This is a genomic window from Pseudomonas sp. KNUC1026, assembly GCF_021650705.1.
Classification (GTDB): Bacteria; Pseudomonadota; Gammaproteobacteria; order Pseudomonadales; family Pseudomonadaceae; genus Aquipseudomonas.
In genome coordinates, this window is record NZ_CP087138.1 from 2,980,073 (window position 1) to 2,994,634 (window position 14,562).

Consider the following 14,562-nt stretch of genomic DNA (forward strand, 5'->3'; position numbering starts at 1 on the left):
GATCTAGAGATCAGGTGAAGCATGCTTGCAGGGTTTGCGAAAAAGGAGCGGATTCTAATTTTCGGCGCCGGCTCAGGCGGTTCCAACTTCTACAAGCGAAACCGAGGTCGCTATCTGGTTATGGGGTTCGTGGATAATAATCCTCTGCGCCACCGCGAAATAATTTTTGGAAAACCGATTCACGCGCCATCCGAACTGGGCGGGCTTACCTATGACAAAATCATCATTGCCAGCGATTACTTCCGCGAAATTCACCCGCAGTTGATATCGTTGGGTATACCCGAAAGAAATATCGAGATCTTCAACTATCAGGTGCAGCCTGTTTTCAACACTCGGCAGCGCTTGCTGAGTACCCTCTGGCATCATGTCCACGAGTATATATGTCGGCGCAGAGGGCTTTCGCAGGATGTTGTCTTCTGGTTTGCCTACAAGGGTTGGCAAAACGCAGTTCAGCCTATCGCTCGGCGTACACTGCAATGGCTCGACAAAACATCGGAGTTCCACGTCCATACATTCCGAAACGCGCTTGCCAGTAGCGTCCAGGGGCCGATCCTGATCGACCACCGCGTAGATCCCACGCCTGTCACACTGCCAGCTGTCGAGCTTCATCGCTTCAGCCGCGGGCGCATCGGAACCGTATCGCGCTCTGTGGAGCTGCCGGACGGCCGCTTGGTCATCGAACGCGTCACTACTGCCACGCCTGCCAATGCCGACTACAGTGTGGCTCACGTCATTCACCATGGTGATAACCTGGCGCTGGTGCGAGATGGCGACACACAGCAAATCGACAAAGGTCTTCTTGTCAATGGGTGCAGCGAGACAAACTATTACCACTGGGTGGTGGAAATCCTTTCCCAGTTGCAGTTTGTCGCCGAACTGCCCGCTCAATACGACGACTACCCGATACTGATTTCACAGTACTGTGAAAAAATACCCTCGATCAAAGCACTGTTCGAAACGTTTGATATCGAGCGACCAATCGTATTTCTGAACACCCTAATACGTTATGAGGTCCGGGATCTCCTGATGATCACTGCGCCCAATAACATGATCCCCAACTTCAAGAATAGCGTCAGCAATACGGCCGACAGCAACTTTGCTCGCAGCGAGTCCGTGAAGTACTTGCGCGAGCACGGTTTGTCCTTAATAGAGGCCGACAAGGCAGCAAGCAGCCCTAAACGCGTCTTTCTTGCACGTAAAGGGTTTCTGCGGCGCTACAATCAGGACGAAGTAATCGCAGTGCTGCATGAAGCCGGTTTCATGCCGGTTTATATGGAGGACCTCGACTTCCGCGAGCAGATCAACATCATCGCCAATGCCGAAATGATCGTTGGCCCAACAGGTGCCGCCTGGACCAACATCCTGTTTGCTGCGCCAGGCGCCAAAGCTCTCTGCTGGATGGCTGAAGAATACGGGCAGCTCTCCTGCTTCTCGAATCTGGCGGGCATCGTAGGGGTGGACATGGAATTCATTACCTTCCCCAGCGGCGCCCAAGATTCTCGAGAGCTGTACTACAAAGGCTACCAATTGGACATTGCGAGCATACGCACCTGGCTGCAACAGCACCGCGCGCTGGAGAAGAGAGAGTGAAGCAAAACCGGTTTTGCAGCTCATCCCTGCGAGGAAACGGCCGATATCCTTTGCAGGCAAACTTAGGCCACCTTTGGCAGGCAATCACATGCAGAGCTGTATCAACGACCTGATGGATCATGGCGCACACCTGTTTGGCGACATTCTGGACCCTGAGCGCACACAGGCTCTGTACCGCGCCATGGTCGGCGCGCGTACCTTCGACGGCAGCCTGTTCATGAGTGAAGCCGATTATCTGGCGCAAGCCAATCATTTCAACGCCAATCCCAACTCTGAGTTTAACTTTCTCAATACCTTCAAGGACGAGCTCCGCTTCATCGAAGAGGATCCACGCCTCCGAGCTCCCTTGGAAAAATTGCTGGGTGTTGACTACGACATCATCATCAGGAAGGCAGTCTGCGGTGTACCCGATGCCTGGCTGCCCGACTGGATCCGTGAACGCATTCGCGATGTCAATGTCGCCAATCTCGGCCCATACATCAAGAAGCCCTACCGCGACATCACGTACTTCCGGGGCATTGACTTCCATCAGGACATCATCGATTGGCCACAAGGCAGGATCGAACACGACCCCTCAACCTTTCTGACGCTTTACGTGTACCTGCATGACGTCAACGAATATGACTCGCCTCTGCACTTGATACCCGGCTCCCACAAATTTGGCGCTACGCTCTTTCCTCATCGCCTCGAAGCAACGGGAAACGGCAACTGGATATACAGTGATGATTCCGGCAACCAAATGGCATGCATGGATCAGAAACTGCTCGGCGGGCCGGGCTTTGTTGGCCTCTGGCATAACTGCACGTTGCACGGCACCCGCCCGGTTGCCCACGAGTCGGAACAGTTTCGCCTGTCGCTTCGCTACCTACTCGGTAAATCGAACGACCACTCAGGCCAAACCGCTATTGATGATGTCAATCGAACAATCAACGGTGAGCTCAAGCCCAAACGCACACGTCGAGACCTGGACGACAACGGTGTGGCCCGGATGCGCGGCAACATTATCAACGCAAGCACCGCCTCGCCCAAAGGCCCGGCCAGCAGCACAAGAGAGACCAGATCGTGAAAATTCAGCTGCTACCTCTCCAGGCTCACGGGGATGACCGTGGGTCGCTGATCGCGCTGGAAGAAGAAAAAAACATCCCTTTCACCATCAAACGGGTGTACTACCTGTTCGATACAGGCCAAGGCGTGCGCCGGGGCTTTCACGCCCATAAATCGCTCAAGCAGGTTGCCATCGCCGTCCGCGGCTCATGTCGCTTTCTGCTAGACGATGGCAGGGAAAAAATCGACCTGCGCCTGGACCATCCCCAGCAGGGGCTGCTGATCGAGTCTTTCGTCTGGCGAGAGATGTATGATTTTTCGCCGGACTGCGTGCTCATGGTCCTGGCCGACAGTCTTTATGATGAGTCCGACTACGTGCGCGATTACCCGACTTTTCTCCAGATGGTCGAAGCCTGAGTGGCCCGAACCTCCTGGGACCAAGCTATCAGACCTCGCCCAAAAGGCGTTACAAGGACGATGAGTAGACATTACCCCCCCATTGGCTTCTTCCTGCACGCCGCCGAGCTGTTCAACCACTACCAACCGGTATGGCGTCTGCTAGGCGCTGATGCGTTCGATATCATTCTGCACGGCACCGATCACGAACGCCTCGAAACCCTGACAATGGCCACAGATGTCGGCTACCGCTGCGTGGAGAGCGAAACGGTCATCGAGGCAGGCCACCGCTACGACATTGTGGTTTCCAACCTGAGCATGTACGAGCACCTTGAGCAACCTATCATCCACGTTCTGGGCCACCGCCGCGTACGCTTCATGTACGCACTGGGAAAGGCCAAGCATAACTTTGCCGACTGGAACCGCCACTACGACCTGATCCTGTGCTTCGGCCCATGGCAGGCCGAGCGCATGAAGCAGTGCTGCAATGCGGTGACTTTCCAGATGGGCTACCCGCGCTACGACGCCTATTTTCGACACCCGGAACTGATCGGCAGTTGCCCGCCCAGCCTGGAAGGCGTACTGGACCCCACGAAGAAGACTCTGTTGTGGCTCCCCACGTGGATGGAACTGTCGTCGGTAACGCGCTTCGCGGATGCAATGGCCGCCCTGTGCACGGGCTACAACGTAATCGTCAAGACCCACCCCCTGTCACATGAAGCCGAACCGCATGTGCTGGAGGTGCTTGGGCAGTACCCTTTCACGGCGGTAATCACTACCGTCTATGACAACCTTGCCCTCTTTCGCTGCGCCGATTTCGTGATTGGCGACTATGGCGGCACACCATTTGGCGTACTGTACCTAGACAAGCCCTTGCTGCTGCTGAACGTTCCCGCTGCTGCTGAGGACGCGCTGACCGGGGAGGGCTCACCCGACGTGTTGCTGCGCCAGGACATCGTCAACATTGATCAGGCCCAGCGCTGGGACCTGCCAGCGCTGCTTGCCGACGATGCCCTGTGGTTAGGCCAGGCCAGCGTGCGGCAACGGCTCAGGCAAAAGTATTTCGTCAATAGCTATGGGTTTTCAGCCGAAATGGCCGTCATGGCTCTTTGCAATATCGAAACCCTGCTCAAACAAGGATAACGGGATGGTGATCTGGTTGGTCGGCCTTTCCGGCGCCGGGAAAACCACGCTGGGCCGGGCGTTGTATGCCGGCCTCAAGGCCGAGCGCCCACAGACGGTGTTCGTCGATGGCGACGAGATCCGTGCGCTGTTTCGCCATGACCAGCGCGCCGATGCGTATACGCTGGCCGGCCGCCGCGTGAATGCCGAGCGAATCCAGGCACTGTGTGGCTGGCTCGACAGCCAGGGGATCGACGTGGTGTGCTGCATCCTGTCAGTCTTTGAGGACGTCAGCGAGCAGAATCGCGAGCGCTTTTCGGCCTATCGCGAGGTGTTCGTCGACGTTCCGCTGGCCACACTCATCGACCGTGACGACAAACAGCTCTACCAATCTGCCCTTCGTGGCGAAAGGGAGCACGTGGTCGGCGTGGACATCGATTACCGCCCACCGCAAGCCCCCGACCTGACACTGCACAACACTCAGCTCGCCGAGGACATCCCTGGCTACGTCGCACAGATGCGCGCGATGATCGGATACCCACCATGCCCGTGACTTACCGCTACACCGAGGGCGACCTGCTCGAAAGCCCCCAGACCTACCGCTACGCAGCCTATGAAGGCGAAGCGTTCGTCAACGCCTGGAAGGCTTCCCGCCAGCAGGCCAGTGGTGCCTTGCCAGCACCTGAGGCACTGCCATTGGCGCAGACGGCCCAGGCCGACGTTCGAGACTGCGAGGCACTGCTCGCTCAGCTCTGCCGTGGCCTGCGACAGGCGCCACCCCATCAGGTACCGCAGGCCAGCTACTGGCTGCCTCGGCTGGTGAAGAAGTTCGAAGTCAGCAAACGCCTGCACGCAGGCTACGCGCTGGAGGTGCCACACCCGGCGCTGCCTGGCAGCAGTTATCTGGCGCTGGCGCCTTACCTGCTGCTGGCCGAGGCGATGGTTCATGGCTGGCGCGCAGAAAAGGCCGCCTGGTACCTGAGCGCGCTGCTCAAGCTCAACGACACCCTGATCTCCCAGATCCCGCGCCTGGCCGCGCCTCAACGCATGCACCTGGCCTGGCTGCTGGAGAACGAAGGGCAACTGATCGAGCAGGTACGCCCATGACCCACCCGCGCCTGGTGCTGCTGTGCGCCCATACCGCCCGCTCGGTGGCCTATCTGCAGGCCTTGGCTTCTGCAGGGCTTACGCCTGATCATGTCATCGCTTACGGCCGCTCGGCACCAGCGCCCCACATAGTGCGGCGAACAGCCTTTCACGACGTCAACGGCCTGTTTCTGCCACAGCTCGACGAAGCGTTGACCGCCTGCCTGGAGCGCCTGGGCTGGAGCCATGAGCGCTGCGCCAGCGATGCGCTGGACAGCGCCGAGTTGATAAGCTGCCTCGAGCACAGCGGCGCTGACCTTATGGTCTACTCAGGGCAAGGCGGCCAACTGGTTCCCCCTGCCCTGCTGCAACGCTACCCGGTGTTGCACGTTCACTCAGGCTGGCTGCCCGATTATCGCGGCAGCACCACGATCTACTATCAGATCCTCGAACAGCGCCAATGCTCCGCCAGCGCACTGTTACTCAACGAAACCATCGATACAGGCCCGGTGGTAGCGCGCAAAGTGTATCCATTGCCTGCGGCAGGGTTGGACATCGACTACCTTTACGACAACGCCATCCGTGCAGACCTACTGGTCGAAGTGTTGACACGCTGGCGCAATGAACCTGAAACACTCACCCCCCTGGCCGACCCATCGCTGGCCGAAGAAAAGCCGCCGTACTACATCATCCACCCGCTGCTCAAGCACCTTGCCCTGCTTGCCGTCGACCAGCAGGAAACCTGCCCATGAGCGAGCCAACGATTGCTTTCGGCACAAAGGCCGAAACGCTCCAGCGGCTCCGCCCGCTGTTGCACCGCGCCCAGATCCTCCCGCAACTGGCCTTCACCACGGGCCAATGGCGCAGCTCACCGGCGCCTGTTCGGGCCGCTGCTGCAGCCTTGGCCGAGGGCGGCGATGTGATCGTGCGCAGCAGCGCCAAGGGTGAGGACGGTGCCAATCAATCGATGGCCGGTGCGTTCACCAGTTGCCTGAATGTATCTCTGGCCACCCTGGACACAGCCATCGAACGGGTCATTGCCTCCTTTTCCGAATACCCCGGCGAAGGCCATCAGGTGCTCATCCAGCCCATGCTCTCGGGCATCCAGATGAGCGGCGTGGTGATGACCCATGACCTTGAGCACGGCGCCCCTTACTACGTGCTGAACTACGATGACGAAAGCGGCAAGACCGACACCATCACCGGCGGCGTGGGCATCCACAAGACGGTACTGATCTATCGCGATGCCCCGGCCCATCATGTGCACTCGGCGCGGGTACGCGCGGTGCTCGATGCCTGCCGCGAGCTCGAACCGCTGTGTGGTGGCGTGCCCCTTGATATCGAGTTCGCAGTGGACCACCAGCAGCAGGTCTACATCCTGCAAGTGCGCCGTATCACCCTGAGCAACACCTGGCACCCGGTCACCGAGCGCCGCGTCGCTCGACAGCTGGAGCATGTGCGCGGTTTCCTGGCCGAGCGCCTCGCTCGCCAACCCGAGCTGCACGGCCATGCCACTGTGCTGGGCGTAATGCCTGACTGGAACCCGGCCGAGATCATCGGGACTACCCCGCGCCCCCTGGCCGCCTCGCTGTATCGGCTGCTGGTGACCGACAGCGTCTGGCGCGAGGCCCGCAGCTCGATGGGCTACCGTTCACCCGAGCGGCAGCGGTTGATGATTACCTTGGGGCATCACCCCTATATCGACGTGCGCTGCAGCTTCAATTCTTTCCTGCCGGCAGGATTGGCAGCCGGCACCGGCGAGGCGCTCGTCGACGCCTGGCTGGCGCGGCTTGAAGCGAACCCGGAATACCACGACAAGGTGGAGTTCGAAATCGTACCCACCTGCCTGGACTTCACCTTCGACTGCGACTTTCAGGCGCGCTACCCGCAATTGCTCAGTGCCGAGCAACTGGCAGGCTACCGCGCGGCGCTCGACGGCTTGACGCAGCGCGCGGTAGCGGCGCAGGACGGCCCTGGTTCATTGCCGGGCGCACTGGCGCAAGTGCGTGAGCGAGAGCGTCAACAAGCCACCGGCGGCGGCTCAACCCGCCTGAGCGACATCGAACGCCTGCTGGATGCCTGCAAAGCGCAAGGTACGTATCCGTTTGCCGTGCTTGCACGCCACGCGTTCATCGCCGAAGCCCTGATGCGCTCAGCGTGCCGCCGTGGCGCACTGACACTTGAGAGGCTGCATGCGTGGAAGCAGTCCATTGAAACAGTGACGACCGAGCTGACCCGGCAATACGCCGACGTGTGCGCCGGGCAAGCGCCTCTCGGCCAATTCCTGCAGCGCTTCGGCCACCTGCGTCCCGGGACCTATGAAATCACCTCGCTGCGGTACGATGAACGCCATGACCTGTTCGCGGCACAACCGGTGCAGGCTTTCGAGCCGGCACAGGCTGCGCCAGCGTTCATCCTGAGCGCCGAAGAAACCCACGCGTTGCAATCGCTACTGGCAGAGCAAGGCTGGGCGCTGGACCCTGACGGCTTGCTGGCCTATGCCAGCCAGGCCATCCAGGCACGCGAGTACGCCAAGCTGATCTTCACTCGCGACCTGTCCGATGCACTTCAGGCGCTGGTGAATTGGGGCGGCGAGGTCGGGCTGGCGCGCGAGGACCTCTCTTTCCTGAATATCAACGAACTGCTCGACACCCTGAGCGTTCCACTGATGGACGACATCGACAGGGTGCTGCTGAACCACGCGATCCAGGCACGTACCAGTTACGAGCAAGGCCTGGTACTCAAGCTCGGGCACCTGATCAGCAGCCTTGATGACCTGGTGGTCGTTCCGCTGCATCGCAGCCTGCCCAACTACATTACCCAGCGGCAGGTCGAGGCCAGGGCCGTGCAGTTGCAACAGAATTCATCGGCCGCCCTGCCCTTGCAAGGCGCGATCGTGTGCATAGAAAACGCCGACCCCGGTTACGATTGGGTGTTCACCCGTGGGATCGCAGGGCTGGTCACACAGTACGGCGGCGCCAACTCCCACATGGCCATCCGCTGCGCCGAGTTCGGCATCCCGGCAGCCATCGGTTGCGGCGAGCAGTTGTTCAACCGCCTGGTGCGCAGCGGGCGTATCGCGCTGGACTGCCAGAACCGCACGCTGCGGCCGGTGTGACGCCCATGAAAAAAGTCGGCATCACCCTGCGCCATTGCCCCGCGAGCGGCTACGTCGAACCGCGGGATGGCCTGGCGCGGGACTGGTATCGGTTTTTCGAATCTCTTGGCCTGGAGCACAACTGGGTGCTGCTGCCGAACCTGGGCGACGATACCCCAGCCTATGCTCAGGCGCAGGGCGTGGAAGCGCTGATTCTCAGCGGCGGTGATGATATTGGCCGCGACTCTCTTCGCGACACCAGCGAGCATGCCCTGCTTGCCCATGCCATCAGCACTGCCTGGCCTGTGCTGGGGGTCTGCCGTGGCTTGCAACTGATCCAGCTGCACTTTGGCGGGGAACTGGAAGCGGCCCCGGCAGGTATTCACGCTGGCCAACGCCATTTCATCAGCCTGCTCAGTGCACAAGATGCCCTGCCCTGGCCCTGCGAACGCCAGCAGCGAAGCGTCAACTCTTATCACAGCAACCGGCTGCCAGCGCCCGCCCAGCCCTTGCAACCCTGGGCCTTCGACGAACAAGGCCATTGCGAAGCCGTTGTGCATGCCGATCTGAAAATTGCCGGTGTCATGTGGCATCCGGAGCGTGAACCTGCCACCAGCGTGCATGACTTGCAATTGTGCCGCTGGCTCTTCGAGTAAAACTCATGCAAGCGATCATCCTGGCCGCTGGCCGCGGCTCCCGGCTGGGCAGCCTCACTGCCGAGCAACCCAAACCCTTGACCGTACTGGCCGGCAAGCCACTGCTCGAATGGCAACTGGCTGCGTTGGCCAAGGCCGGGATCGGCCCGGTGCATCTGGTAAGTGGTTATTGCGCCGACGCGCTTGAGCCCTATGGCGACAGCCGTTTGCATAACCCGCAATGGGCCAACAGCAACATGGTGCGCAGCCTGCTTCAGGCTGATGCGCAGCTGGCGTCTGCGCCCACACTGATTTGTTACGGAGATATCGTCTACAGGGCGGGCATCATCCAAAGCCTTTCAACATGCCCGGCACCGATTGCGATCACCTACGACGAGCGGTGGCTCACATTGTGGGCAGAGCGCTTCGAAGACCCGCTCAGTGATGCGGAGACGTTCAGCCAGGCGAATGGCCAATTGATGAGCATCGGCGAAAAAACCACGGATCCGGCGCAGGTGCAGGGGCAGTACATGGGGCTGCTCAAATTCACTCCCCAAGGGTGGGCACAGGTTCAAACGGTTCTGAGCGAACTGAACAGTGAGCAAATCGATAAGCTGGACATGACCAGCCTACTACGCGCATTGCTTGAGCGAGGTGTGCCAGTGGAGGCCGTAGCGATTTCCGGAGGTTGGGTCGAAGTGGATAACCCGTCGGACATCGAGCTTTACGAGCGTTTGGCAAAACAGGGCGACTGGGCGCATGACTGGCGGCATGGCTAGGCCAACGACGCCTTGGGTACTTTGGAACACGCACAAAAAAGGGGCAGCCCAAGCTGCCCCTTCTTCTTGCTCAGTAAAACCCGAACTTAGTTCTGGTTTTCCATCTGAGCGCGGATCAGATCACCGATGGTGGTCGGGCCAGCGCTTTCGCTGTCGGCCTTGTTACGCAGGGTCTGAATCGCTTCTTTCTCGTCTTCGACGTCTTTCGACTTGATCGACAGGCTGATCACGCGCGACTTGCGGTCGACGCTGATGATCTTGGCCTCGACTTCGTCACCTTCCTTCAGAACGTTACGAGCGTCTTCAACGCGGTCACGGCTGATTTCGGAGGCTTTCAGAGTCGCTTCGATGTCGTCGGCCAGGGTGATGACAGCGCCCTTGGCATCGACTTCCTTCACGGTGCCACGAACGATGGCGCCTTTGTCGTTCAGCGCGACGAAGTTGGAGAACGGATCGTCTTCCAGCTGCTTCACGCCCAGCGAGATGCGCTCGCGCTCTGGGTCAACCGACAGGATGACGGTTTCCAGCTCGTCGCCCTTCTTGAAGCGGCGTACGGCTTCTTCGCCGGACTCGTTCCAGGAAATGTCGGACAGGTGAACCAGACCGTCGATGCCGCCGTCCAGGCCGATGAAGATACCGAAATCGGTGATCGACTTGATGGTGCCGGAGATCTTGTCGCCCTTGTTGAACTGGCCAGAGAAGTCTTCCCATGGGTTCGACTTGCACTGTTTGATGCCCAGGGAGATACGACGACGCTCTTCGTCGATGTCCAGAACCATGACTTCCACTTCGTCGCCAACCTGAACGACTTTCGACGGGTGGATGTTCTTGTTGGTCCAGTCCATTTCGGAAACGTGCACCAGGCCCTCGACGCCTTCTTCCAGCTCTGCGAAGCAGCCGTAGTCGGTGAGGTTGGTAACGCGCGCGTGAACACGGGTGCCTTCCGGGTAGCGAGCCTTGATAGCAACCCATGGGTCTTCGCCCAGTTGCTTCAGGCCCAGCGAAACGCGGTTGCGCTCGCGGTCGTACTTCAGGACCTTGACATCGATCTCGTCACCAACGTTGACGATTTCCGACGGATGCTTGATGCGTTTCCAAGCCATGTCGGTGATGTGCAGCAGGCCATCCACACCGCCCAGGTCGACGAATGCGCCGTAGTCGGTGAGGTTCTTGACGATACCTTTGACCTGTTGGCCTTCCTGCAGCGATTCCAGCAGCGCTTCGCGCTCTGCGCTGTTCTCGGCTTCCAGCACGGAGCGGCGGGAAACGACAACGTTGTTGCGCTTCTGGTCGAGCTTGATGACCTTGAACTCGAGCTCTTTGCCTTCCAGGTGGGTGGTGTCGCGCACTGGGCGCACGTCGACCAGCGAACCCGGCAGGAACGCACGGATACCGTTGACGTCGACGGTGAAACCACCTTTGACCTTGCCGTTGATGACGCCCTTGACCACTTCCTCGGCAGCGAAAGCTGCTTCCAGGACGATCCAGCACTCGGCGCGCTTGGCTTTTTCGCGGGACAGCTTGGTTTCGCCAAAGCCATCTTCGACAGCATCCAGCGCAACGTGAACTTCGTCACCGACCTTGATGGTCAGTTCGCCAGCTTCGTTGAAGAATTGCTCGAGCGGGATCACGCCCTCGGATTTCAGGCCGGCATGCACGGTCACCCAGTCGCCGTCGATGTCGACGACAGTACCGGAAATGATGGCGCCAGGCTGAAGGTTGAGGCTCTTCAGGCTTTCTTCAAACAGTTCTGCAAAGCTTTCGCTCATTTTTAATCCTGTAGTTGGGCCCAGTCACTGCCCATTCGCCACACTCCAGCCAGCGTGGGTTTCGTTCAGATAAAAGAAAGCCTGCGAGGGGTAGCGGCCCTAGGCCGCAACGACTGGCCCCCGCGGGCTGTCTTGCGTCATGCGAGGCCGCGGAGTTCGGCCTCGCTCATGATTCGTTCAAGCACCTGCTCGATGGACAGCTCGGTGGAGTCGAGCTGAATGGCGTCGGCAGCCGGTTTGAGCGGGGCCACCGAACGTTGCGTGTCGCGCTCATCGCGCGCGCGGATCTCATCGAGAAGACTCGCGAGATTAACATCATCGCCCTTGGCCTTCAACTGCAAGTAACGCCGGCGGGCACGCTCCTCGGCACTGGCGGTGAGGTAGATCTTCAGCGGCGCGTCGGTAAATACCACCGTGCCCATGTCGCGCCCGTCGGCCACCAGGCCCGGTGGCTCCTGAAAGGCGCGCTGGCGTTTGAGCAAGGCATCGCGCACAGCAGGCAGCGCCGCGACGATCGAAGCACCGGCACCTACCTTTTCATTGCGAATCAGCCGTGCCACATCCTCACCCTCGAGCACGATGCGCTCGGGCTGGCCGGCGCTGGCGGCGATGAACTGCACATCCAGATGTTCGGCCAGCAATACCAGCGAAGCTTCGTTGGTGAGGTCTACGCCGTGATTGCCCGCATTGAAGGCCAGCAAACGGTACAAGGCGCCGGAGTCGAGCAGCCTGAACCCAAGCTTTTCGGCCAGTTTGCCGGCCACGGTGCCTTTGCCTGAGCCGCTGGGCCCGTCGATGGTGATGACCGGTGCATGAAAGTTCACAGCTATCCCTCTTGTGCCACGTACAGGCCAGCCTGTTCGCACAGGCCGGTGAAATTCGGAAAATAGGTTTCGACGGTTTCGCAGCCGTGAATCCTGACCGGGCCACTGGCGCGCGACGCTGCGATGCAGAAGGCCATGGCGACCCGGTGATCGCCGCCGGCATCGACTTCGCCTGCCGCAAGCGCGCCGCCTTCGAGCATAAGCGTACCTGGCCCTGCCTCGCAGCGGATGCCCAATGCCGACAGGCCGGCCGCCATGGTACCCAAGCGGTCTGTGTCGCGCGCTTGCGCGGCATGGGCCCCGCTCAGGGAGGTTCGCCCTTCGGCACAGGCGGCAGCCACCAACAGGGCAGGAATCTCGTCGATGGCTCTGGTTACCAGATGCTCGGGAATCTCTATCCCACGCAACGGCGCGGCGCGCACACGCAGGTCGGCCACGGGCTCATTGCCGAACCAACGTTCGTTCAAACACTGAATATCGGCGCCCATCAAGCGCAGAATCTCGATCACACCCGTACGCGTAGGGTTTATCCCGACCGCCGGCAACGACAGTTCCGACCCTGGGGTAATACTCGCCGCGACCAGAAGGAAGGCCGCCGAGGACAGATCGCCTGGGACCTGCACCTGCGCCGCGTGCAGTTCATGCCCCGGCTCGAGTGTGCAAACACCGGGCTCCTGGCGCAGCGGATAACCGAAGGTGCGCAACATGCGTTCGGTGTGGTCACGGGTCGGCACAGCTTCGCAAACCCGGGTCGGGCCTTCGGCATAAAGCCCTGCAAGCAGCACCGCCGATTTGACCTGCGCGCTGGGCGCGGCCATGTCGAAGTCGATGCCCTGCAACGTACAGGCACCACGCAGTCGCAGTGGCGGGCGTTGCTGGTCAGCCAGCAGTACGCCGGCACCCATGCGCTGTAGCGGCTCGGCCACTCGCGCCATCGAACGGCGGCTCAAGGCCAGGTTACCGGTCAACTCGCTTGCAAAACCTTGCCCGGCCAGCAACCCGGCCAGCAAACGCATGGAAGTGCCCGAACTGCCGAGGTACAAAGCCCCGGGCGCAGCGCACAGCCCGCGCAGGCCAACGCCATGGATCAGTACACGGCCCTTTTCCGGCCCCTCGATAACCACACCCATGTCACGCAGCGCCTGCAAGGTAGCAAGCGTGTCCTCACCTTCGAACAGCCCCTCGACCACCGTAGACCCTTGGGCGATCGAGCCGAGCAGGATGGCCCGGTGGGAAATCGACTTGTCGCCTGGGAGCTTCAGCTCACCGCGAAGCATCGCGCCGGGCCGAACCACATAATCGAGCGCACGCGCTCCAGCCGGTGGCTCTACGTAGGCACGCCGCGCCAGGATCTTGCCAAAGTGCTCGCGCGCAGCACGCGCCCGTGTGAACACCCCAGCAAGTGCCGGCCATCGCCCTCGGCAACGGCATGGCGCAGGTGTTCGAGGTCATCGCGGAACACGTCCAGCTGGCGCAGCACCGCATCGCGGTTGGCCAGGAAGATGTCATGCCACATCCGCGGGTCGCTGCCGGCTATGCGGGTGAAGTCTCGAAAACCGCCAGCGGCGTAACGGAAGATCTCAAGGTTTTCGTTGCGGCGCGCCAGCGAATCCACCAGGTTGAACGCCAACAGGTGCGGCAAGTGACTGGTGGCCGCAAGGACCTCGTCGTGGCGCTCGATCGACATGTGCTCGACATCGGCACCCAGCGCGCGCCAGAGACGGTCTACAACAGCGACAGCCTCGACCTCTGTTTCAGGCAAGGGGGTCAGGATCACCTTGTGCCGATTGAACAACGCCGCATTGGCCGCCTCGACGCCGCTCCTTTCGGAACCGGCGATCGGGTGGCCCGGCACGAAGCGTGACAGCCGCTTGCGCCCAAAGACCTCGCAGGCAGCACGCGCCACATTACCCTTGGCGCTGCCGACATCGGTGATGATGGCGTCGCCCAGGTCGAGCCGGGCAAGCATCGCCAGCACCTTCTCCATGCCGATGATCGGCACCGCGAGCTGAATGACATCGGCACCCTCACAGGCTGCGGCAAGCACCGCTTCGCAACGGTCGACCACGCCCAGCTCCACCGCTTTCGCGCGAAGGTGCGTGCAGGTCTACACCGACGACTTCACGGAACAAGCCGCTCTCACGCACACCCTTGGCGAACGAGCCACCGATCAGCCCGAGACCGACTACGACCAGCCGGCCCAGCACAGGTGTTGGCACA

12 protein-coding genes and 1 pseudogene are annotated in these 14,562 nt (G+C 60.7%); 10 read left to right on the forward strand and 3 right to left on the reverse strand.

Annotated elements, in window-relative coordinates:
* The first annotated feature begins 21 nt into the window (after nt 1-21).
* From LN139_RS13870 to LN139_RS13915, 10 genes are all read left to right on the forward strand, one after another.
* A complete protein-coding gene (locus LN139_RS13870) occupies nt 22-1,590 on the forward strand; it encodes a glycosyltransferase family 61 protein (RefSeq protein WP_236354363.1) in 1,569 nt (522 codons plus the stop codon).
* Between the two features lie 88 nt (nt 1,591-1,678).
* The gene (locus LN139_RS13875; RefSeq protein WP_236354364.1) at nt 1,679-2,656 is read left to right on the forward strand and encodes a phytanoyl-CoA dioxygenase family protein; all 978 of its coding nucleotides are present in this window, start codon (nt 1,679-1,681) and stop codon (nt 2,654-2,656) included.
* A complete protein-coding gene (locus tag LN139_RS13880; RefSeq protein ID WP_236354365.1) occupies nt 2,653-3,051 on the forward strand; it encodes a sugar 3,4-ketoisomerase in 399 nt (132 codons plus the stop codon). The genes LN139_RS13875 and LN139_RS13880 overlap by 4 nt, the downstream gene beginning before the upstream one ends.
* On the forward strand, nt 3,052-4,173 hold the full coding sequence (locus LN139_RS13885) for a CDP-glycerol glycerophosphotransferase family protein (protein WP_236354367.1): 1,122 nt from the start codon (nt 3,052-3,054) through the stop codon (nt 4,171-4,173). It abuts the gene before it with no gap.
* 4 nt (nt 4,174-4,177) lie between these two features.
* Nucleotides 4,178-4,705, forward strand: a complete 528-nt coding sequence (locus LN139_RS13890) for an adenylyl-sulfate kinase (protein WP_236354368.1) — start codon at nt 4,178-4,180, stop codon at nt 4,703-4,705.
* Nucleotides 4,696-5,259: a hypothetical protein gene (locus LN139_RS13895; RefSeq protein WP_236354370.1), complete on the forward strand. Its 564-nt coding sequence runs from the start codon at nt 4,696-4,698 to the stop codon at nt 5,257-5,259. Before LN139_RS13890 ends, LN139_RS13895 begins: the two co-directional genes overlap by 10 nt.
* Entirely contained in the window at nt 5,256-5,990 is a 735-nt protein-coding gene (locus tag LN139_RS13900) for a formyltransferase family protein (RefSeq protein ID WP_236354372.1), read from the forward strand. Before LN139_RS13895 ends, LN139_RS13900 begins: the two co-directional genes overlap by 4 nt.
* Nucleotides 5,987-8,356 (forward strand): PEP/pyruvate-binding domain-containing protein, encoded by a 2,370-nt coding sequence (locus tag LN139_RS13905; protein WP_236354373.1) that lies wholly within the window; start codon nt 5,987-5,989, stop codon nt 8,354-8,356. Before LN139_RS13900 ends, LN139_RS13905 begins: the two co-directional genes overlap by 4 nt.
* A gap of 5 nt (nt 8,357-8,361) precedes the next feature.
* Nucleotides 8,362-8,991, forward strand: a complete 630-nt coding sequence (locus LN139_RS13910) for a gamma-glutamyl-gamma-aminobutyrate hydrolase family protein (protein ID WP_236354374.1) — start codon at nt 8,362-8,364, stop codon at nt 8,989-8,991.
* A 5-nt stretch (nt 8,992-8,996) separates the two neighbouring features.
* A complete protein-coding gene (locus tag LN139_RS13915) occupies nt 8,997-9,749 on the forward strand; it encodes a phosphocholine cytidylyltransferase family protein (RefSeq protein WP_236354376.1) in 753 nt (250 codons plus the stop codon).
* An 86-nt stretch (nt 9,750-9,835) separates the two neighbouring features.
* Here the strand turns inward: LN139_RS13915 and rpsA are convergent, their stop codons facing one another.
* The 3 genes and pseudogenes from rpsA to LN139_RS13930 all read right to left on the reverse strand — a co-directional run bounded on the left by rpsA (nt 9,836) and on the right by LN139_RS13930 (nt 14,549).
* Nucleotides 9,836-11,518 (reverse strand): 30S ribosomal protein S1, encoded by a 1,683-nt coding sequence (gene rpsA / locus LN139_RS13920; RefSeq protein WP_236354379.1) that lies wholly within the window; start codon nt 11,516-11,518, stop codon nt 9,836-9,838.
* A 137-nt stretch (nt 11,519-11,655) separates the two neighbouring features.
* The gene (gene cmk, locus LN139_RS13925) at nt 11,656-12,342 is read right to left on the reverse strand and encodes a (d)CMP kinase (protein ID WP_236354384.1); all 687 of its coding nucleotides are present in this window, start codon (nt 12,340-12,342) and stop codon (nt 11,656-11,658) included.
* A gap of 2 nt (nt 12,343-12,344) precedes the next feature.
* Nucleotides 12,345-14,549: pseudogene (locus LN139_RS13930) on the reverse strand (bifunctional prephenate dehydrogenase/3-phosphoshikimate 1-carboxyvinyltransferase).
* Between the last annotated feature and the right edge of the window lie 13 nt (nt 14,550-14,562).